General features: G+C 56.2%; 15 protein-coding genes. 7 read left to right on the forward strand and 8 right to left on the reverse strand.

Annotated elements, in window-relative coordinates:
- The first annotated feature begins 163 nt into the window (after nucleotides 1-163).
- Entirely contained in the window at nucleotides 164-385 is a 222-nt protein-coding gene (gene cspD, locus H7R76_RS15800; protein ID WP_064548719.1) for a cold shock-like protein CspD, read from the forward strand.
- Between the two features lie 77 nt (nucleotides 386-462).
- On the opposite strand, the gene macB is transcribed toward cspD, so the two are convergent.
- Together macB and macA are read right to left on the reverse strand one after the other, a co-directional pair.
- Entirely contained in the window at nucleotides 463-2,403 is a 1,941-nt protein-coding gene (macB, locus tag H7R76_RS15805; RefSeq protein ID WP_182965760.1) for a macrolide ABC transporter ATP-binding protein/permease MacB, read from the reverse strand.
- Nucleotides 2,400-3,515: a macrolide transporter subunit MacA gene (gene macA / locus H7R76_RS15810; RefSeq protein WP_106924461.1), complete on the reverse strand. Its 1,116-nt coding sequence runs from the start codon at nucleotides 3,513-3,515 to the stop codon at nucleotides 2,400-2,402. The genes macB and macA overlap by 4 nt, the downstream gene beginning before the upstream one ends.
- A 162-nt stretch (nucleotides 3,516-3,677) precedes the next feature.
- On the opposite strand from macA, the gene H7R76_RS15815 reads away from it, so the two are divergent.
- Nucleotides 3,678-4,631 (forward strand): VirK/YbjX family protein, encoded by a 954-nt coding sequence (locus H7R76_RS15815; protein WP_106924462.1) that lies wholly within the window; start codon nucleotides 3,678-3,680, stop codon nucleotides 4,629-4,631.
- Nucleotides 4,632-4,804: 173 nt separating this feature from the next.
- Nucleotides 4,805-5,761 (forward strand): VirK/YbjX family protein, encoded by a 957-nt coding sequence (locus H7R76_RS15820; RefSeq protein ID WP_182929199.1) that lies wholly within the window; start codon nucleotides 4,805-4,807, stop codon nucleotides 5,759-5,761.
- Here H7R76_RS15820 and H7R76_RS15825 read toward each other — a convergent pair.
- Complete coding sequence (locus H7R76_RS15825; protein WP_106924464.1) at nucleotides 5,758-7,416, reverse strand: ATP-dependent endonuclease; 1,659 nt, start codon at nucleotides 7,414-7,416, stop codon at nucleotides 5,758-5,760. The two genes, H7R76_RS15820 and H7R76_RS15825, sit on opposite strands and share 4 nt — an antisense overlap.
- A gap of 374 nt (nucleotides 7,417-7,790) precedes the next feature.
- Here H7R76_RS15825 and aqpZ point away from each other — a divergent pair, with 374 nt between their 5' ends.
- The 4 genes from aqpZ (at nucleotide 7,791) to hcr (ending at nucleotide 12,350) form a co-directional block, all read left to right on the forward strand.
- A complete protein-coding gene (gene aqpZ / locus H7R76_RS15830) occupies nucleotides 7,791-8,483 on the forward strand; it encodes an aquaporin Z (protein WP_182929200.1) in 693 nt (230 codons plus the stop codon).
- 190 nt (nucleotides 8,484-8,673) lie between these two features.
- Nucleotides 8,674-9,573: a LysO family transporter gene (locus tag H7R76_RS15835; protein ID WP_182965762.1), complete on the forward strand. Its 900-nt coding sequence runs from the start codon at nucleotides 8,674-8,676 to the stop codon at nucleotides 9,571-9,573.
- A gap of 145 nt (nucleotides 9,574-9,718) precedes the next feature.
- Nucleotides 9,719-11,371, forward strand: a complete 1,653-nt coding sequence (hcp, locus tag H7R76_RS15840) for a hydroxylamine reductase (RefSeq protein WP_106924467.1) — start codon at nucleotides 9,719-9,721, stop codon at nucleotides 11,369-11,371.
- 10 nt (nucleotides 11,372-11,381) lie between these two features.
- Nucleotides 11,382-12,350, forward strand: coding sequence for an NADH oxidoreductase (gene hcr, locus H7R76_RS15845; protein WP_182965764.1), 969 nt, complete (start codon nucleotides 11,382-11,384; stop codon nucleotides 12,348-12,350).
- A 65-nt stretch (nucleotides 12,351-12,415) separates the two neighbouring features.
- Here the strand turns inward: hcr and H7R76_RS15850 are convergent, their stop codons facing one another.
- From H7R76_RS15850 to H7R76_RS15870, 5 genes are all read right to left on the reverse strand, one after another.
- A complete protein-coding gene (locus tag H7R76_RS15850) occupies nucleotides 12,416-13,519 on the reverse strand; it encodes a hypothetical protein (RefSeq protein ID WP_106924469.1) in 1,104 nt (367 codons plus the stop codon).
- Between the two features lie 156 nt (nucleotides 13,520-13,675).
- The gene (locus tag H7R76_RS15855; RefSeq protein WP_197975071.1) at nucleotides 13,676-14,845 is read right to left on the reverse strand and encodes an MFS transporter; all 1,170 of its coding nucleotides are present in this window, start codon (nucleotides 14,843-14,845) and stop codon (nucleotides 13,676-13,678) included.
- A gap of 410 nt (nucleotides 14,846-15,255) precedes the next feature.
- On the reverse strand, nucleotides 15,256-16,992 hold the full coding sequence (locus tag H7R76_RS15860; RefSeq protein ID WP_182965766.1) for a CocE/NonD family hydrolase: 1,737 nt from the start codon (nucleotides 16,990-16,992) through the stop codon (nucleotides 15,256-15,258).
- The gene (locus tag H7R76_RS15865) at nucleotides 16,989-17,927 is read right to left on the reverse strand and encodes an MBL fold metallo-hydrolase (protein WP_182929205.1); all 939 of its coding nucleotides are present in this window, start codon (nucleotides 17,925-17,927) and stop codon (nucleotides 16,989-16,991) included. Before H7R76_RS15865 ends, H7R76_RS15860 begins: the two co-directional genes overlap by 4 nt.
- Complete coding sequence (locus H7R76_RS15870; protein ID WP_106924472.1) at nucleotides 17,924-18,862, reverse strand: alpha/beta hydrolase; 939 nt, start codon at nucleotides 18,860-18,862, stop codon at nucleotides 17,924-17,926. The genes H7R76_RS15865 and H7R76_RS15870 overlap by 4 nt, the downstream gene beginning before the upstream one ends.
- Nucleotide 18,863 lies beyond the last annotated feature (1 nt).

Below are 18,863 nucleotides of genomic sequence, written 5' to 3' on the forward strand. Positions count from 1 at the left end.
CGCATTTTCCCCCTTCACTCCTCCTCAAACGCTTGACGCACTGTACGAAATATCTAAATTGTACTGGCGAGAGTTGGTGAGGTTTTGAACAACTCCTGACTCCACCACCGGTTCATTCCATCTACTTATAAACGTATAATAGTGTTACGAAGGATGTCGAAGTATGGAAATGGGTACTGTTAAGTGGTTCAACAATGCCAAAGGGTTCGGTTTCATTTGCCCGGAAGGCGGTGGCGAGGACATCTTCGCCCATTACTCCACCATCCAGATGGATGGGTACAGAACGTTAAAAGCCGGGCAAGCCGTCCAGTTTGATGTCCACGAGGGGCCGAAAGGTAATCATGCCAGCGTGATTATCCCCGTGGAAGCAGAAACAGCCGCCTAGTTTACTGCCCCATTGTGTACATCCCGCTGTCAAAATGCCAGTCCTTCTGACTGGCATTTTTTCATTTATTTTCGCCCTTATTCCCGCGCCAGCGCATCCACCGGATCGAGCCGCGCGGCGTTACGTGCCGGCAGCCAGCCAAAGAGTACGCCGGTTAAGGTAGAGCAGATAAATGCCGTCAGCAGCGCCAGCGGCGAGAAGCCTATCTCCCAGCCCGGCAGCACCAGCTGAAGCAGCAGCGCAATCATCAGTGAGAGGGTCACCCCCAGCGCACCGCCGACCAGACAAACCAGAACGGCTTCGATTAAAAACTGCTGCAGCACGTTACTCGCCCGCGCACCTACCGCCATCCGAATACCAATTTCACGCGTCCGTTCCGTCACCGACACCAGCATAATATTCATCACGCCGATACCGCCGACCACCAACGAGATCACCGCGACCAGCGTTAAGAACAGCTGTAATGTATGTGTGGTGCGTTCCGCCGTTTTCAAGACGCTGTCCATGTTCCAGACGAAGAAATCTTTTTTTCCGTGGCGCAGCGTCAGGAGTCGGGTCAGCTGTTCTTCAGCTATTCCGCTGTCGTAGCCCTCTTTGACTCTGACGGTAATCGAATTGAGCCACGCCTGGCCCATCACCCGCCCGGCCATCGTTGAATAGGGCATCCAGACGCGCAAAATTTTGCTGCTGCCAAACATCGACTGCTTCTCATCCGCCACGCCAATCACCGTCGCGGGCGTGTTACCCACCAGAATCACTTCTCCGACCACGCGGGCTTTGTCAGGGAACAGCTGGCGGCGCGTATTGCTGTCCAGCACCACCACCTGCGAGCGCTCGGCCGCCTGCACATCATTAAAGGTATTCCCTTCGCTGAAGGTCATGCCGTAAACGTTAAAGTAGTGCTGCCCGATGCCCTGCACGCTGGCGGCTACGTCGATATTGCCCGCGCGAATGCGCAGGTTTTTTGATACCGACGGCGTTACCGAACTGACCCAGGACTGCTTTTCAATCGCCAGCAGGTCGTCATATTTGAGCGACTGCTGATACTGCGGGTCATCATCGCCGAAATCTTTGCCTGGATAGACGTCAATCGTATTGGTCCCGATGGAGCGAATATCTGCCAGCACCATCTGTTTCGCCGCGTCGCCCACCACCACAATCGAGACCACCGATGCAATGCCGATAATGATCCCCAGCATGGTCAGCAGCGTCCGCATTTTGTTGGCGACCATCGCCAGCCAGGCCATCGACAGCGCTTCGCGAAAGCTGTTGTTGAACTGCCGCCAGCCGGAAGCGTCCTGCCGCGGTGGCGCAGGTGCCGTAACCGACGTCGGCCGCGCCGGTGGATTGTGAATTATTTCACCGTCGCGAATCTCAATCACCCGTTCCGCCTGCGCGGCGACCTGCGGATCGTGGGTCACGATAATAATGGTGTGCCCCTGCTCTTTAAGCTGATGCAGAATCGCCATGACCTCTTCACCCGAACGGCTGTCCAGCGCGCCGGTGGGTTCATCGGCCAGGATCACCTGACCGCCGTTCATCAACGCACGGGCAATACTCACCCGCTGCTGCTGGCCGCCGGAAAGCTGCGACGGCGCGTAGTCCACACGATCCGCCAGCCCCAGACGCTGCAACAACTGCTTTGCCCGCTCAAGCCGCGCCTTACGATCCTGCCCGGCATACACCGCCGGAACCTCCACGTTCTGCACCGCCGTCAGGTGCGACAGCAGATGGTAGCGCTGGAAGATAAAACCAAAGTGCTCACGCCGCAGCGCCGCCAGCGCGTCGCCGTCAAGCGTCGCCACGTCGGTCCCCGCCACGCGGTAGGTGCCGCCGGTGGGTTTATCCAGGCAGCCCAGAATGTTCATCAGCGTTGATTTGCCCGAGCCGGAGGCCCCGACGATCGCCACCATTTCCCCGGCGTTAATCTGTAGCGAAATGCCTTTCAGCACTTCCACGCTGCCGTCACCGGAGGGATAGCTGCGCCGAATATCGGTCAGTTCAAGCAGTGCGGTCATTTTGCCGCCCCGGCTTTACCCTCACCGATAATCACTTCATCGCCTGCTTCCAGCCCTTTGGCAATTTCCACATCGGTATCATTACGCGCGCCGATCACCACTTCACGGGTTTTGACTTCACCGTTGCGCAGCAGGCGGACGTTGTAGCGATTGTCGCCCACGTTATCGCCCAGCGCCGACAGCGGAATGGTCAGCACGTCGTTCACGCCGCCCAGTTGAATATGCACCTGCGCGGTCATTTCCAGGCGCAGTACGCCGTTCGGGTTCGGCACTTCAAAACGCGCATAGTAGAAGATGGCATCGTTCACTTTTTCCGGCGTTGGCAGGATGTCTTTCAACGTCCCTTCATAGCGCGTCAGCGGATCGCCAAGCACCGTAAACCAGGCCTTCTGCCCCGGCTTAAGGTGGATCACATCAGCCTCGGAAACCTGCGCTTTCACCAGCATGGTGCTGAGATCCGCCAGCGTCAGAATGTTCGGTGCCTGCTGCGCGGCAATCACCGTTTGCCCCTGTAAGGTGGTAATTTGCGTCACTTCACCGCGCATCGGTGCCACGATGCGGGTGTAGTCGAGGTTAGTTTTCGCCGTATCAAGCGAGGCCTGGTTACGTTTAATCTGGGCATCAATGGTGCCAATTTGCGCCTGTTTAACGGCCATATTGGTTGCGGCTGTATCCAGATCCTGGCGCGAAACGGCCTGCGTTTTTGCCAGTTGCTGCTGGCGAGCGTAGGTCACGCTCGCCAGCTTCCACTCGGCTTCCGCCTGCCTGCGCTGCGCGCGCAGTTCCATCAGCGTAGCGTCGACTTCTCGAATCTGGTTTTCCGCCTGTTCAGGATCGATAACCCCCAGAAGCTGATCTTTCACCACTTTATCGCCGATATTGACTGACAGCGTTTTTAACTGCCCGCTCACCTGCGCGCCAACGTCAACTTTGCGCAGCGCATCAAGCTTACCGGTGGCGAGCACGCTCTGCTCCAGCGCGCCTTTACGCACAATCAGCGTTTGGTAATTGGGCAACGGCGCGTTCAGCATTTTCCAGACGGCAATCAGCGCCACTGCCGCAACGACGATCGCTATCCCATACCGCTTTTTGAATTTTCCCTTGATGTTCATAAAAATCCTGAATTCCAGAAATATTTCGACAAAATGTGCAGACCAACTTCAACAATGGTTAAACGGCTGATGAAAAGTCCTGGCTAAAACTGGCGTATTGCTAATTGATTCAATTGAGTGATGTTAAAATCATCATTCATATGTAATTCTGGATAGTTAACCATGTCACAGCTCAGCGATAATTCATTCGAGACGTCCCGCCAACCTACCGCCCTCGGCCTCTTTTTCAGCCTGTTCAGCGGCCAATGGCGCCCAGGTGAATTCTGGCACCAGCGCAGCTTCCGGCGGAAGTTTATGCTGCGTTCTTTACTGATGCCGCGCCTGAGTCGTGAATGGATGAATGAGCTGTCCCATTGGTCTCATCTGAGCACCCTGCTTACGCGCCAGCCGCGTCTACCGGTGCGCCTGCATCGCCCGTATCTGGCGGTTAACTTTAGCCGCCATCAGGTGCTGGATGCGCTGCGCTATCACTATACCCTGCTGTCCGAGGCCATGTCCTCAGAAGAGTTTGCCACCTACCTGAATACACAGGCCCTGCCGCTGGCGCAAATTGAAGGTAAAAATGGTGACATCTTTACCCTTGAGCTGACTATGCAGATTAATCTGGATAAAGAGGGTGATAGCACCATTCTTATCCGCAACGCTGACGGCGACGTGTTGGCCGAAATGACCTTCACCCTGCTGAATTACCACAACCAGCGCACGCTGTTTATTGGCGGCCTGCAGGGCGGTAAGCGCAATCTGCCGCACGAAGCGATTCAGAATGCCACCAAGTCCTGCCACGGCTTGTTCCCGAAACGCCTGGTCATGGAAGCCGTTTGCCGCTTTGCCGAGCGCCTGCACGTGGAGCAAATTCTGGCCGTCAGTAACGAGGTGCACATTTTCCGCGGCGAACGTTACCAGGATAAGAACAAAAAGATCCTTTCAGATTATGACACCTTCTGGGAGGCCGTGGGCGGCGAATGCGATAAAGAAGGGTACTTCCATATTCCTGTTGCCATCGCGCGTAAAGATATTGCTGAAATCGCAAGTAAAAAACGCGCAGAGTACCGCCGTCGCTATGAGCTTCTGGATGCCATTCAGAGCCAGATGTCGGGGCTTTTTAGCCAGCCTTAATGTCCCTTCCCGCGCGCTGATAACATGGCGCGCGGGAAATGAACAAAAATGAACACGACCAAACCTAAACAATTCATAAACAAAGCATAAACTTCACAATCTTTGCATTTGTTGAAATTTCATTGAAGATCCCGCTGATTAAATGGGCAAAACCTCCAAATGAGATTTTTCTTATGTCGAGCATTGCCGCAATTCCACACTCCACTCTTCCGCAACCAGAATCCAGCTGGCAGCTTTTTCGGCTGCTGTCGACCGGCGCATTAACGCCGGGCCGCGCGTGGAAAAACCCGGCGTACCGACGTAAATTCCTGCTGCGATCGCTGAGCACGCCGCGCATGACCGGCAAACTGCTGGGGAGCCTGGCAAAACAGCCGCATCTGATGGAGATCCTTCGCGTACAGCCCGGCCTCCCGTGCCGTCTGCACCGCCCCTGGCTGTGCACGCACATGAGCCATCAGCAAACCATCAATGCCCTTTGCTGGCACTATCGGCAGATGCTGGATACGCTGCCGGAAAACGTCGCCAGCGACTATCTGTCAACGCACGGTGCGCTGCTGGCAACGCTCACCGGCAAAGATGAACAGCAGTACAGCATTCGCCTGTGCGCCGACGCAATGCTCGACAAAGAAGGCGAAGCTACGCTGACCTTCCACGACCAGAACCAGACCATACTGGCGGAGCTGACGTTTACCCTGTGCCAGTACAACGGCGTGAATACGTTCTTCGTCGGCGGCCTGCAGGGTGCGAAGGCCGATGTTCCGCATCAGCTTATCCAGAGTGCGACCAAAGCCTGTCACGGCCTGTTCCCGAAACGGCTGGTGGTGGATGCCATGTTAACGCTGGGCACGCTGCTGTCGGTCGAGCACGTACGTGCGGTCAGTAACGAAACGCATATCTATCGCAGCCTGCGCTACCGCCGTAAGAAACGCGGTAAACTGCATGCGGATTACAACAGCTTCTGGGAGTCGCTGGGCGCGGCGGCCGATGGCGAAGGGGATTACGTTTTACCGCTGGCGCTGCCGCGTAAAACCATGGAAGAGATAGCCAGTAAGAAACGCGCCGAGTATCGACGCCGCTACGAGCTGCTGGACGCGCTCCAGCAGCAGGTTGCACAGACCGTTCAGCCTTAATCCGCTTTCCCGCGCGCCAGCCAGACCACGCGGGAAAACATTTTCTTCAGCAACGGCGGCACCGCCTCCACGCCGCGCCGCCCGGCTTCCATCGCCACCTCAATGGCGAGATCCGGCTTTGATGAACGGTGAATCGCCTTGGTGATGACCCGACGCATATTCATCGGCACATTGTCAGGCAGCTGCGCCACGCGATGGTAGACGGTGGCGAATCCCTGCCGATACATAAAGTGTTCCATATCCGGCGCGGGCAGCGTAGTCAGATGATGATGTTCCGCCTCGCGATCGTTGTTCAGCAGACCGCGCACCGTTGCAGCATACTTTTTCCCCGCCTCATCGCCGTCGACCAGCACGTGCCATTCAATGCCCATGCGGCGAGCAAATTTCACCAACGGCTTCAGCCCGGACTGGGCAAACTCAATGACCTTCACCCCCTCCGCATCAAAGTGATGACCACACTGGCGCGCCAGTTCGTTGATAACCCAGGTCTCCGTTTCCCCTTCGACCAGCAGCCAGCAGCGTGCAAAGAGCGATGAGGCGCGGTTAAAGCGGATATGAAACGAAATTCGCCGGCTGTCTTCAGCATTCATTCCCTCGGGCCCCAGACGCCATGCAGACACGCGGGACGACTCGCGCACCAACCGGCAGACGTTTTGCATCGGCGTCAGCGACAGCAGCTCGCCGGAATTGGTGGTCGCCACCCGCTGTAAAGGCAGCAGGTTCAGCAGGCTCCAGGCCACCGACAGCATAATCGGATGCAGCCGCGTTTCCGGGTCTTCCACCAGCAGCAGCGGACGCGCATCTCTATCGAGCTTGACCGCTCCCTTGGCCTGCAGCAACGTGGCAAACATGCCCAAAAGGATCACCCGGTGGTTGCGCGCGCCGGGTTTGTCGATCATCCGATTGATCAGATCCAGATAACGCCAGCTGCGCTGCTCATCGTGCGAGCGGCGGCGCATCAAACGCTGAATCGCCGGGCCAGAGCCTTGCTCAGAAAAGTAGTGTTCCAGCAGTTGCCCCATGGCCGCCAGCCCCTGACGGATTTGGCCATCGCTGAGATTCTGCGGGCTGGTGACCAGCTCACGGGAAAGGAAATCGAGCTGACGAGCGGTGATTTCCACGTCGGGAACATCCGGCACGGTGCCGCTGCGAATGCGTCGCATAAAGCGCGCATCGCGCAGGCGCAGTACCGGCATCAGCCGGATAAGCTCGCGGGCCTGGGCGTCAATATCCGCAATGTCCAGCGCCTGGCCGTCGCTATCAATAAAGCTGCGTAGCGTCAGCACGCTGCCGTCGGCGGCCAGCTCGCCTTCCAGGCGGTAAAAAATGCGCCGATAGCCGTCATCGCACAGCGACCAGCAGTCGGATAACCCGCGATAGCGTCGCCCCCGGTAGCGGCCAGGTTCATTTTCGCGGAAGGTGAGAATAATATGCAGATGGTGTTCACGGCCCTGGACGTCGCCGGGCGGGAACCAGAAATCATTATGCACAAAGTGGTACAGCGCATCGTGCGGCGAAAGCAGCAGCGTCAGCGCGTCGAGTAAACTCGATTTACCCCACGCGTTTTCGCCGATTAAGACGTTATTCTCCTCCAGCATTAACGACAAACGGTTAATGCCGCGAAACCCTGCAATCTCGGTGCGCTCAAGAAGCATAACTCCTCCGTAACACGATAGCGGTCATCCTTTCGTTATCGGCAGTATAGCGGCATGCGCGGCGCTTGACACCCGGCGCGGCCCCCACTTTCTGACGGACTGATGTTTTATTAACCACTGAAAGTAATAAAGTGCGCTCCCTATCACCTTCCCCGATTATTCTGAAAATAATGCACTACACTCAAAATCAAAGAATGAATTGCTTAAGGAATAACACCACATTGTTTTGTATCAAAGTTCAGGTACTTATTTAACTGGTGAAGGGATGACGTTCGTTTTTAAAATAATGAGGACTATGCCTGCCACCCATTTTGGTAGGGATATATTCAGTCGTCACCCTTTATGACGATAATATTTTTTAATTCGAGGTGGTTATGTTTAGAAAATTGGCTGCAGAGTGCTTCGGCACCTTCTGGCTGGTATTTGGTGGCTGCGGTAGCGCCGTTCTGGCGGCAGCGTTTCCAGAATTAGGGATTGGCTTTGTGGGCGTTGCGCTGGCGTTCGGTTTAACCGTTCTGACCATGGCGTTTGCCGTGGGCCATATTTCAGGCGGCCATTTTAACCCGGCGGTCACGCTGGGCCTGTGGGCCGGCGGCCGTTTCCCGGCGAAAGAGGTGATTGGCTATATTGTCGCACAGGTTGTCGGCGGGATTATTGCGGCAGCCGTACTGTACTTAATTGCCAGCGGTAAAGCGGGCTTCGATGCGGCAGCCAGCGGTTTTGCTTCCAACGGCTACGGCGAACACTCCCCTGGCGGCTACTCTATGCTGTCCGCTATCGTGATTGAAATTGTTCTGACCTGCGGCTTCCTGCTGGTTATTCACGGCGCAACCGATAAAAACGCGCCGGCAGGCTTTGCGCCGATCGCCATCGGCCTGGCACTGACCCTGATTCACCTGATCAGCATCCCGGTCACCAACACCTCCGTTAACCCGGCGCGTAGCACCGCGGTAGCTATCTTCCAGGGCGGCTGGGCGCTTGACCAGCTGTGGCTGTTCTGGGTCATGCCAATCATCGGCGGTATCCTGGGTGGTGTGATTTATCGCACCCTGCTGGAAAAGAAATAAGCCGCCTGCCGGTCTGATAGGCATAGCGCCATCAGGCAGTATCAGGCACATTGCCGGATAACGGCATAGCCTTACCCGGCCTCCAAAGACCCGACTCTGTCGGGTCTTTCTTTTTTCGTGGCTTTACTCAGAATGGGGTTTTCGGTAGTGTCTGTGCGCTATTTCAACACTGCAAGGAACTGAGCACGCCATGTTATCGGGATTGCTAATCATTCTGGTGCCACTCATTATTGGCTACCTTATTCCCCTCACCCACCGCAGCGCGCTGCAGCTAATCAACCGTCTGCTGAGCTGGATTGTTTATCTGATTCTGTTTTTTATGGGGATCAGCCTGGCCTTTCTGGATAATCTGGCGACCAATCTCTTAGCCATCTTCCACTATTCCTCTATTAGCATTGTGGTTATTTTATGCTGCAATATCGCGGCGCTAATGTGGCTGGAAAAAGTGTTGCCCTGGGGTCACCCACACCATCAGGAAAAATTACCCTCGCGTCTCGCGATGGCGCTGGAATCATTAAAGCTGTGCTTTGTGGTTATTGCCGGGTTCGTCCTTGGGCTGAGCGGATTATCCTTTTTGCAGCACGCCACCGACGCCAGCGAATATACGCTTATCTTCCTGCTGTTCCTTGTCGGCATCCAGCTACGAAATAGCGGCATGACGCTCCGACAAATTATTCTCAACCGCCGCGGTATGGTGATTGCGCTGGTCGTCGTCGCCAGTTCGATGGTCGCCGGGGTGATTAACGCGTTTCTGCTTGGGCTACCGCTTAAGACCGGCCTGGCCATGGTTTCCGGCTTCGGCTGGTATTCGCTGTCCGGCATTCTGCTGACCGACGCCTACGGGCCGGTTATCGGCAGTGCGACCTTCTTTAACGACCTGGCACGCGAGCTGCTGGCGATTATGCTGATTCCCGGTCTGGTTCGCCGCAGCCGCTCTACCGCCCTCGGCCTGTGCGGTGCAACGTCGATGGACTTTACGCTGCCCGTTCTGCAGCGCTCCGGCGGCGTCGAAATGGTGCCGCCAGCGATCGTCCACGGCTTTATTCTGAGCCTGCTGGTGCCGCTGATGATGGCCTTCTTCACCGCCTGATACCTCCTTGGCGGTAGCGACGGCTGCCGCCAAAATTGCGCTAAATCAACCTCCCTTTAAGTTGCACGAAAAAGCCCTTTTCAAGGCTTAGCACCAGGCTTACCCTTAAACATGTATATTAAATATAACTTTAAAAGGTGTGACCATGTTTTGTGTGCAATGTGAACAAACCATCCGTACTCCGGCAGGGAACGGCTGCTCTTATGCACAGGGTATGTGCGGTAAGACCGCTGAAACATCCGATCTGCAGGATCTGCTGATTGCCTCCCTGCAAGGTCTGTCCGCATGGGCGGTGAAAGCTCGCGAATACGGCATTATCAGCCATGACGTCGATAACTTCGCCCCGCGCGCGTTCTTCTCTACCCTGACTAACGTTAACTTCGATTCCCCGCGTATTGTTGGCTATGCCCGTCAAGCCATCGCCATGCGTGAAGCGCTGAAAGCGCAGTGCCTGGCCGTTGATGCTAACGCCACCGTTGATAACCCGATGGCAGAGCTGCAGCTCGCCAGCGACGACCTGGGCGCTCTGCAAAAGCAGGCTGCGGAATTTACCCCGAATAAAGACAAAGCGACCATCGGCGAGAACATCCTCGGCCTGCGTCTGCTGTGCCTGTACGGCCTGAAAGGTGCGGCAGCTTACATGGAGCACGCCCACGTTCTCGGTCAGTACGACAACGATATCTATGCGCAGTACCACAAAATCATGGCGTGGCTGGGTACCTGGCCTGCCGATATGAACGCTCTGCTGGAGTGCTCAATGGAAATCGGCCAGATGAACTTCAAAGTGATGAGCATCCTGGACGCCGGTGAAACCACCAAATACGGTCACCCGACCCCGACTCAGGTCAACGTTAAAGCAACCGAAGGTAAATGTATTCTGATCTCCGGTCACGACCTGAAAGATCTGTACAACCTGCTGGAGCAAACCGAAGGGACTGGCGTGAACGTCTATACCCACGGTGAAATGCTGCCAGCGCACGGCTATCCGGAGCTGCGTAAATTCAAACACCTGGTCGGTAACTACGGCAGCGGCTGGCAGAATCAGCAGGTTGAATTCGCCCGCTTCCCGGGCCCAATCGTGATGACCTCTAACTGCATCATCGACCCGACCGTGGGTGCCTACGACGACCGTATCTGGACCCGTAGCATCGTCGGTTGGCCAGGTGTGAGCCACCTTGAAGGCGACAACTTCGGTCCGGTCATCGCTCAGGCTCAGCAAATGGCGGGCTTCCCGTACAGCGAAATTCCGCATCTGATCACCGTTGGTTTCGGTCGCCAGACCCTGCTGGGCGCTGCGGATACCCTGATTGACCTGGTCAGCCGCGAAAAACTGCGTCACATCTTCCTGGTCGGCGGCTGCGACGGCGCGCGCGGTGAACGTAACTACTTCACCGATTTCGCCACCAGCGTACCGGACGACTGCCTGATCCTGACCCTGGCCTGCGGTAAATACCGTTTCAACAAACTGGAATTCGGCGATATCGAAGGTCTGCCGCGTCTGGTGGATGCCGGTCAGTGTAACGATGCTTACTCTGCCATCATCCTGGCGGTCACCCTGGCGGAAAAACTGGGCTGTGGCGTGAACGACCTGCCGCTGTCTCTGGTGCTCTCCTGGTTCGAACAGAAAGCGATTGTGATTCTGCTGACCCTGCTGTCGCTGGGCGTGAAAAACATCGTCACTGGCCCGACTGCGCCTGGCTTCTTCACGCCGGACCTGCTGGCTGTGCTCAACGAGAAATTCGGTCTGCGTTCCGTGACCACCGTTGAAGAAGATATGAAGCAGCTGCTGAGCGCGTAAGGAGTAAAGAATGACAATGCCAACTCATCAGTGCCCGTGGCGGATGCAGGTTCACCACATCCATCAGGAAACGCCGGATGTATGGACAATTTCGTTGCTGTGCCACGACTATTATCCGTACCGCGCCGGGCAGTATGCACTGGTCAGCGTACGTAATTCAGCGGACACGCTGCGTGCCTACACGATTTCTTCAACGCCGGGCGTTAGCGAATACATTACGCTGACCGTCCGTCGGATTGATGAAGGTGCAGGTTCACAGTGGCTGACCCGCGACGTGAAGCGCGGCGACTATATCTGGCTGTCCGATGCCATGGGTGAATTCACCTGTGAAGATAAAGCAGAAGACAAGTTCCTGATGCTGGCCGCCGGCTGCGGCGTGACGCCCATCATGTCAATGCGTCGCTGGTTGGCAAAATACCGCCCGCAGGCCGATGTGCAGGTGATCTTTAACGTGCGTTCGCCGCAGGATGTCATTTTTGCTGACGAATGGCGTGAATATCCGGTGACGTTAGTCGCTGAAAACAACGCCACCCACGGCTTTGTTTCTGGCCGACTCACTACCGCACTGCTGCAAAGCGTGCCGGATCTGACTTCGCGTACCGTGATGACCTGCGGCCCGGCGCCGTATATGGATCTGGTCGAAAAAGAAGTGAAAGCGCTGGGCGTGACGCGCTTCTTTAAAGAACAGTTCTTCACCCCGGTGGCCGAAGCCGCCACCAGCGGCCTGAAGTTCACCAAACTGCAGCCAGCGCAACAGTTCTATGCGCCGGTGGGCACCACGCTGCTGGACGCGCTGGAAAGCAATAAAGTCCCGGTTGTCGCCGCCTGCCGTGCGGGTGTTTGCGGCTGCTGTAAAACCAAAGTGGTTTCCGGTAATTACACGGTCAGCAGCACCATGACGCTGACCGACGCGGAAATCGCCGAAGGGTATGTACTGGCCTGCTCCTGTCATCCGCAGGGCGATCTGGTGCTGGCGTAATTCTACGCCCCCTTCCCCACAAGCCGCCCGCGCATACCGGGCGGCTTTTTTTATGCCCGTTGGCGTCAGTACAGCAGTCCGAAATGCAGGGTTAACGCCTGATCGCGCCGTTCCCCCTTCAGACCGTCATTGCGTGAATAGGCCACGTTCATCATGGCGCCATGGCCGAAGTTAACCGATGCCCCGATTGACGTATGCAGACTGGTCGGGTCTTTTACCACCGTATTGAGATCGTTTTTAACCTCCTGGTTAACGCCCAGTTCCAGCATGGGTGCAATGTTTCCCGGGCGAAGGTCGGTATCCTCAAATCGCGCGTTGGCCGTTATCATGGCGTAAGCGTCATTTGGCCCTTCCGTACCGTTCACCGTGTTGCCGAACGTATCTTCAACATCATTGTAATGGTTATCCTGATAGGCCACTTTTAACGTCGGATGGAATGCCCACCCTTGTGGCAGAAAGCCTAACGACTGCCGGGTAAACGTCCCCACGAGGCTAAGCTGGGCGTAAACCCGGTTCCAGTCCTGATCGTAGCCATATTTCATACCACCACCCAGAGGGATATGCGTCTCACCGTCGGCCCAAAAGTACTCTGCACGGGCAGCAAGCCCCCACCAGGCGTTAAACTTCTGCACGATATCGCCGCGTACGCCGTACCCGAGGTCGCGGGTCTGACCATCGTTGTGAATAAAGTTGATGATCTGCTTCTCCGTAAAGACCCCAATCCCAAGCAACGTGTCCTGAGAGGGCGCGTTCAGATACTCAAGCTCAATACGACCTGCGCGCGAATACACCTGAGTCTGGTTCTTATCGCGATAGTTAACGTTGGCAAACCCGCCCAGCTTCAGGAATCCATGGCTGCTGTCTCCCGGGAGAGAATAAAACAGATCGACCGGTAACACGCCGACATTGGCGGAATCTTTATAACCGGAGGTTCGCCCCGTTGCCCGCGAGTCCTCTATTTCCGCCCGCGCCTGGCCAATTCGCGCCTGTACGGTGCCATAATCTTCATAGCTGTTAAATTCGTACATTAACCCGGCCTGCGCCAGATTATAGATAATCGCCTCACCCTGACTCAGTGGCGGCATACCCGCCCCCTCAGCATAGGCGCCTTTACTATTTATTATCATCAGAACAATAACTGCCAGCAGCGTGTTTGTTTTCGTTTTCATCTGTTTATTTCCGTTTATGATGCCGTACGTCGTCTTATCAATACGTCGTCGCCATCTATTAATATTATTAGTAGGGTTTTTGAAATATCAGAAAAAAGTACCGTCTGTGTTTATCGTTTACGCCTGAATAAAATAAATCGAAAAATAAAATAGCGTTTATTCGACGGGTTCCGGCAGCGCTATTGTTTTGCTGCGCACGCGTAGCCGTGTCGCATTAAATAAAATGACCTGTACTGCGGCAATAAAACATGCGGCAATACCAATGGCCTCAAAGTTAAAGAGTTTCACTAAGGTTCCGCCAAGGAAGGGGCCTACTGCGGCGCCGGCCATCATCATTGCCGGCGTTCCCGCCACGGCGCGGCCGGATAAATCCAGGCGCGCGAGCAGACCAAACGCGAAGGTATGGGTAAACAGAATCGTAAACGCCATTCCCCCTCCGCTCAGCGCATACAGCAGATAGTTATCGCTGTGGGTCGCCATCATCGCGAAAAATGCCTGAAATAGCGGACCAATGCAGATAACCACCGTGGCGCTGAGCCGTTTTTCGAGCAGCGCGGCAATCGGCGAGGGGAAAATGGCAACGATGCCGTACCCCACCAAAGCCAGGGTAACCAGCTCAACGCCGAAACCTCTGGCAATGCCCAACCTTTCGTAGAAAGATAACGTCATAGCCTGTGCGGTACAGAGTAGCGCTATCCCGACGATGCAGAACCACACTTCCCGGCCAAGCGGCGCGGTGGTGGCGGCGTTTTTTGTCTCGCTGACGGCGAAGGCGATAGGGAAAAAGAGCAGCGATGCCACCGCGGCCAGCGCCATCAGGCCGCTTAACATCAGAAACAAAGTTGGCCCGCCGAACCGGGCAATCATCCCCGGCGCCACGCCAAGAAACACGATCCCCAGAATACCGATAGCCAGCCCTGCCAGCCCGAATAGCCGGTGCGGGTTAGCGCAGTGCCCAACCGTGCCGTGCGTCACGCTCAGCGCGGCCCCTACCGCCAGGCCACAGACAAAATGCAGGGCCACCAGCAGGCTATAATCCCGCGTCAGCGCGCTGGCCATCAGCAGCAGCGCACCGCAGCCAAAACCGGCCACCACCACCCGCCGGCCGTTTAACTGATTGAGCCGCGGGGCAATCGTAATGCTCGCTAAAGACGCGCCGAGCAGAAATAACGTCGGCAGCCCACCGGAAGCCTGCGGGTCGAAACCATACAGCCCGACCAGCGTCCCCACCCAAACCGGCAGCGCGACCAGATCGACCATCCCGGCGCAGTGCGCGAGCATAATGGCGGCAATGCCGCGTTTATTGACATGAATTCTGGATGTCACGATATAACCCTCTTTATTTAAGACCGTTAGAATAAACCTCTTTTCTCATACATCAGGCAGCCATAATGAATACCGACATTTATTACCGTTGTATTTAACGATAATAAATGGATATCTCAGGCCACCGTCATAAATATTCCTGCAGCGCGTAAAAATAGCGCACAGCAAAACCAAGGAAATTAACTTTCCTTGTAAAGAAAGCCATTATAACTCAGACATCAAAAGCCTTCGCTGGCGGCAGTTAACCCTGAGCTATAACGTTTTATATATGACTACAATGAAATTTACATCTCTCTCAGAGGACGGCTTTCATTCACACTCCTTTTTTGAAGACAACGATTCACCTGACGTTAATCATTAACGCCTGACGGGCTCTATTTATTGTTAATAAAAGTCGGATCGTTTTTTTATTATTTTCTCAGTAAGTGATATTCGTTAACGACGCTATCGTGCGGTCTGTGATTCGCCTTCGGCTGGGCAACAAACGGCAAGACTAAACGCGACGGGTGTGCGGCATCCCGATAAATGATATGCGTGACCGGCTGCCCTACCGGCAGATGATAGGCGTCAGGCGGCAGCAGAGAATTATGCTCATCCACCATCGGCTCATTGCACATCAGCTCGACCACCAGCTTGTGCCCGATACAAAAATCATTGGCAAAAGGATAAATGCGCACCACATATTCGTTGATGGTTCCCGGTTCCACGGGCACGCTGCGGGTATGCGGATGATGTGGGTTGCCTTCCGTCGTCCGGGCGTCCAGCTCGCGGTGCGACGCCTTGAGAAAACCGGTTGAAACCAGCTGACGCTTGCCGGATGGCGCTTCATCCCACAGTCGCAGAATTAAGTTGGTATCAGGCTGGTCGATCTCGACAAACAGATGCGCAGCCCCCACGCCATGTACCGACGTCACCGCGTCAAAAGGATCGGTGGACCACGTCAATTTCTCGACTTTGTCGGTAATGGTGAGCGGCGCCTGGAAAAAACCTTCCGGGTAAGAAATATCGGCGCCGTAAGCCTCTGGCTCAGGGCTCAGCTTGCCGCGCGTACGCAGATAAAGCGGTTGATAGCCGACCGCTTTCACCGGCCACTGCTCGCCGGTACTCCAGCGGCGGGTTCCCTCAACGTGCACCTTGACGGCGGGCTCATCCATAATGCCGTTATCGATCCCTTTCAGCCAATAGTCATACCAGCGGAACATGGTGTCATGCTCATCCACCCACGGCCGCGTTTGCATCGGCGGGTAGGGCCCGATCTCCAGCTTTTTGGGGCACTGTAACTGGTCAAACAGCGCAATCGTACCGTCAACGGTCCAGCCACGCCCCTGATTGATTTGCAGATAAACGGGAATATCTATGTTTTTTGCCAGGTTAATCGGATTCTGTTCTTCATACCATTCGCCGTCGACCTCATTGGTGATGATATCGAACCAGGATTCATGGTGAATAGGGTAATGAAGAATGTGCACCATATTGGGCCAGGCGGCGACGTCAGGGTCCGCAAGCCGTGCGGCAACGCGCGCCTTGATTTCTTCCGGGGTATAGGTTTCCAGCATCCGCGACTTATGACGGTGCGTAAAGGCCCAGCCGGAATCGCCTCCGCGCCCTTCGCGAGCCGCGCGCGGCATCAGCCACATAATGCCGCCATGGTAGGTGGTTTCATAAAAATCAAAGTGACCGCCGCTGACGAAAATGGCTTTCAGACTTGGCGGCCGCTCAGAGGCGGCAAACACCTGCATGGAACCAAAGTAGGAAATACCGATCATCCCGACGCAACCATTACACCACGGCTGCGCGGCAACCCATTCGATAAAATCGTAGGCATCCTGACCCAGCGGTACGCCGCCCGCGTTGTAATTACCGATGTGTTCACCTTCAGACGCCCCGGAGCCGCGCACATCACCAATCACATGGACATACCCCTCCTTCACGACCCGCGTAATATCACCCGCTTCAATACAGCCGTCCCACAGCGGGGAGGGACGTTTTTGCGGAGGAATAGTCAACGCCAGGGCCTGCAGCTCTTTGCCATACGGGCTCAGCGCGATTAACGCCGGACGCGGTTCATCACCTTCCGCATAATAAGCGTCTGCGGCCAGGTGAACGCCATCACGCATAGGGACACGTAAGTCTTTCAAAACAATCATGAGCGATATCCTTGGTTAAAATAGCCGTGCATCGTAGTGAAAAAAGGAGAAGGTTCAAGCCGCGGGTCGCCTTCATATAACAGCGCTTCGGCGATGCAGCAGTACGGCGAACATAGGGCCTGGGCAATATCCCCGGCGTCCGCCCCGACTTCGACGACGGCATGACGCACCCGGGCTTCAATATCGAGACTTTCCTGGATTTTATCCGCCGCCTGCTGTCGATTGAGCACCACGCCAAGCGGCGCTTCCCCCTGGCTGCGATAGGGATGCCCGAGGAACAGACGTTCCGGCTGGACGGTATCGCGCAGATGCCGCAGGCTGACGCGATAGGCGTCCGGATCCACATAGCCCGGAAAACCGTTAGCCGCCCCGTGGATCTGCACCGCATCACCGACAAAAACATCCCCCTGCCCGATGACTTCATAAGCCACCGAGCCCGCCGAATGGCCGGGCACGGAGTGCACTCTGATGCGCAAATCCGCCCCCAGCGACAGCTCGTCGCCATCGCGAACGATCACGTCGGGCTCCATTTCACCGGAAATGGCGGCCAGACAGGCCGCCGAGAGCCTGGCCTCACCCTGCGGATCGTTGATATAGCGCCCTCGTCCCTGCAGATATTCCTCGACGTGGGTCCGCCGCGAGCGCAGGAACGGCACATCGGCTTCATGAATCACGACCTTCGCTTTTCGGCCGGTCATTTCCCACAGCGCACAGGCGCCGCCAATGTGATCAATATGGCCATGCGTCAGCAGGATCCAGCGAATATCTTCCACCCGCCGCCCGAGTGCGCTGAGGCCCGGTGCAATCCCGACCGAAGGCGAACTGGCGATCCCGGTATCGATAATCACCGGTTCGCTGCTATCAATAAAAAAGCTGTACAGGCCAAAGCGCCCCCACTCGGAGTACAGCGGATGAATGTCCACAGCCTTGCTCATCGCGTCCCCCGCAGGAACGCCGCCGTTTCAGCGTAAACGCCCTGAAATTCAGGCAGCCAGGAAAAGTGCTGAATAAAGCCGTGTCCAGCCCCTTCATAGCGATGCACCTTCACCGCCACACCCGCTTGCGCCAGCTTTTGCCCATACCGTTCCCCCTCATCGCGCAAAGGATCGTACTGCGCGGTAACAATCAGGGCCGCAGGCAGCCCGGCCAGATTCTGCCGTTTGATTGGCGAGACCAGCGGGTTTTGCGGATCGGCCCCGCTATCGAGGTAAAACGCATTAAACGGTTTGAGCATGGCGGTTTCCAGACCATAGCCAACCGCGTTGGTTATCCGTGATGCATAACGCGTGCTATCGAAATCCAGATCGACGGACGGGTAGTAAAGCACCTGATGCGTAATACACTGCAGTCCGTCATCAAGCGCCATGGCGGCGACCGCAGCGGCGTAGTTGCCGCCCGAACTGTCGCCCGCCACGGCCAGTGTCTGACCGTCCCAGCCCATTCCCGTTCCCGCCTGCGCGCCGTATTGCGCCAGCCATTTTACGACCGCATAGCAGTCTTGCAGACCGGCAGGGAAAGCATGTTCAGGCGCCAGCCGGTAGTCCACGGCCACGACGACGCACTGCGTGGCGCGGGCGAGCTCACGGGCGACGTGATCGTGGGTATTCAGGCTACCGAGGAAAAAGGCACCGCCGTGAAAATAAACCACTGCGCCGTGCGTCGCCTGGTGGTCTGGCGTATAGAGACGTACGTTAACTTCACCGGCCTGTGTTGGCAGCGTGCGGTCCTCAACCGACGCCATGGGCAGACGGTTCTCCTGCCGCGCCGCCTGCTGCTCTTCCCCCGCGCGCATCGCCTGTGGGTTTAACGGCCCCGGCGGTGGCGGCGGGAGGGTGCTGAGAAAATCGGCAATTGTCGTGTGCAGTGTCATA

This window comes from Klebsiella sp. WP8-S18-ESBL-06 (assembly GCF_014169755.1).
In the GTDB taxonomy this organism is placed as follows: domain Bacteria; phylum Pseudomonadota; class Gammaproteobacteria; order Enterobacterales; family Enterobacteriaceae; genus Kluyvera; species Kluyvera ascorbata_B.

Bases quoted from the DNA above. Each gene is read 5' to 3' on its own strand.
- cspD (WP_064548719.1), top strand. From the start codon at position 164: ATGGAAATGGGTACTGTTAAGTGGTTCAACAATGCCAAAGGGTTCGGT.
- macB (WP_182965760.1), bottom strand. From the start codon at position 2,403: ATGACCGCACTGCTTGAACTGACCGATATTCGGCGCAGCTATCCCTCC.
- macA (WP_106924461.1), bottom strand. From the start codon at position 3,515: ATGAACATCAAGGGAAAATTCAAAAAGCGGTATGGGATAGCGATCGTC.
- H7R76_RS15815 (WP_106924462.1), top strand. From the start codon at position 3,678: ATGTCACAGCTCAGCGATAATTCATTCGAGACGTCCCGCCAACCTACC.
- H7R76_RS15820 (WP_182929199.1), top strand. From the start codon at position 4,805: ATGTCGAGCATTGCCGCAATTCCACACTCCACTCTTCCGCAACCAGAA.
- H7R76_RS15825 (WP_106924464.1), bottom strand. From the start codon at position 7,416: ATGCTTCTTGAGCGCACCGAGATTGCAGGGTTTCGCGGCATTAACCGT.
- aqpZ (WP_182929200.1), top strand. From the start codon at position 7,791: ATGTTTAGAAAATTGGCTGCAGAGTGCTTCGGCACCTTCTGGCTGGTA.
- H7R76_RS15835 (WP_182965762.1), top strand. From the start codon at position 8,674: ATGTTATCGGGATTGCTAATCATTCTGGTGCCACTCATTATTGGCTAC.
- hcp (WP_106924467.1), top strand. From the start codon at position 9,719: ATGTTTTGTGTGCAATGTGAACAAACCATCCGTACTCCGGCAGGGAAC.
- hcr (WP_182965764.1), top strand. From the start codon at position 11,382: ATGACAATGCCAACTCATCAGTGCCCGTGGCGGATGCAGGTTCACCAC.
- H7R76_RS15850 (WP_106924469.1), bottom strand. From the start codon at position 13,519: ATGAAAACGAAAACAAACACGCTGCTGGCAGTTATTGTTCTGATGATA.
- H7R76_RS15860 (WP_182965766.1), bottom strand. From the start codon at position 16,992: ATGATTGTTTTGAAAGACTTACGTGTCCCTATGCGTGATGGCGTTCAC.
- H7R76_RS15865 (WP_182929205.1), bottom strand. From the start codon at position 17,927: ATGAGCAAGGCTGTGGACATTCATCCGCTGTACTCCGAGTGGGGGCGC.
- H7R76_RS15870 (WP_106924472.1), bottom strand. From the start codon at position 18,862: ATGACACTGCACACGACAATTGCCGATTTTCTCAGCACCCTCCCGCCG.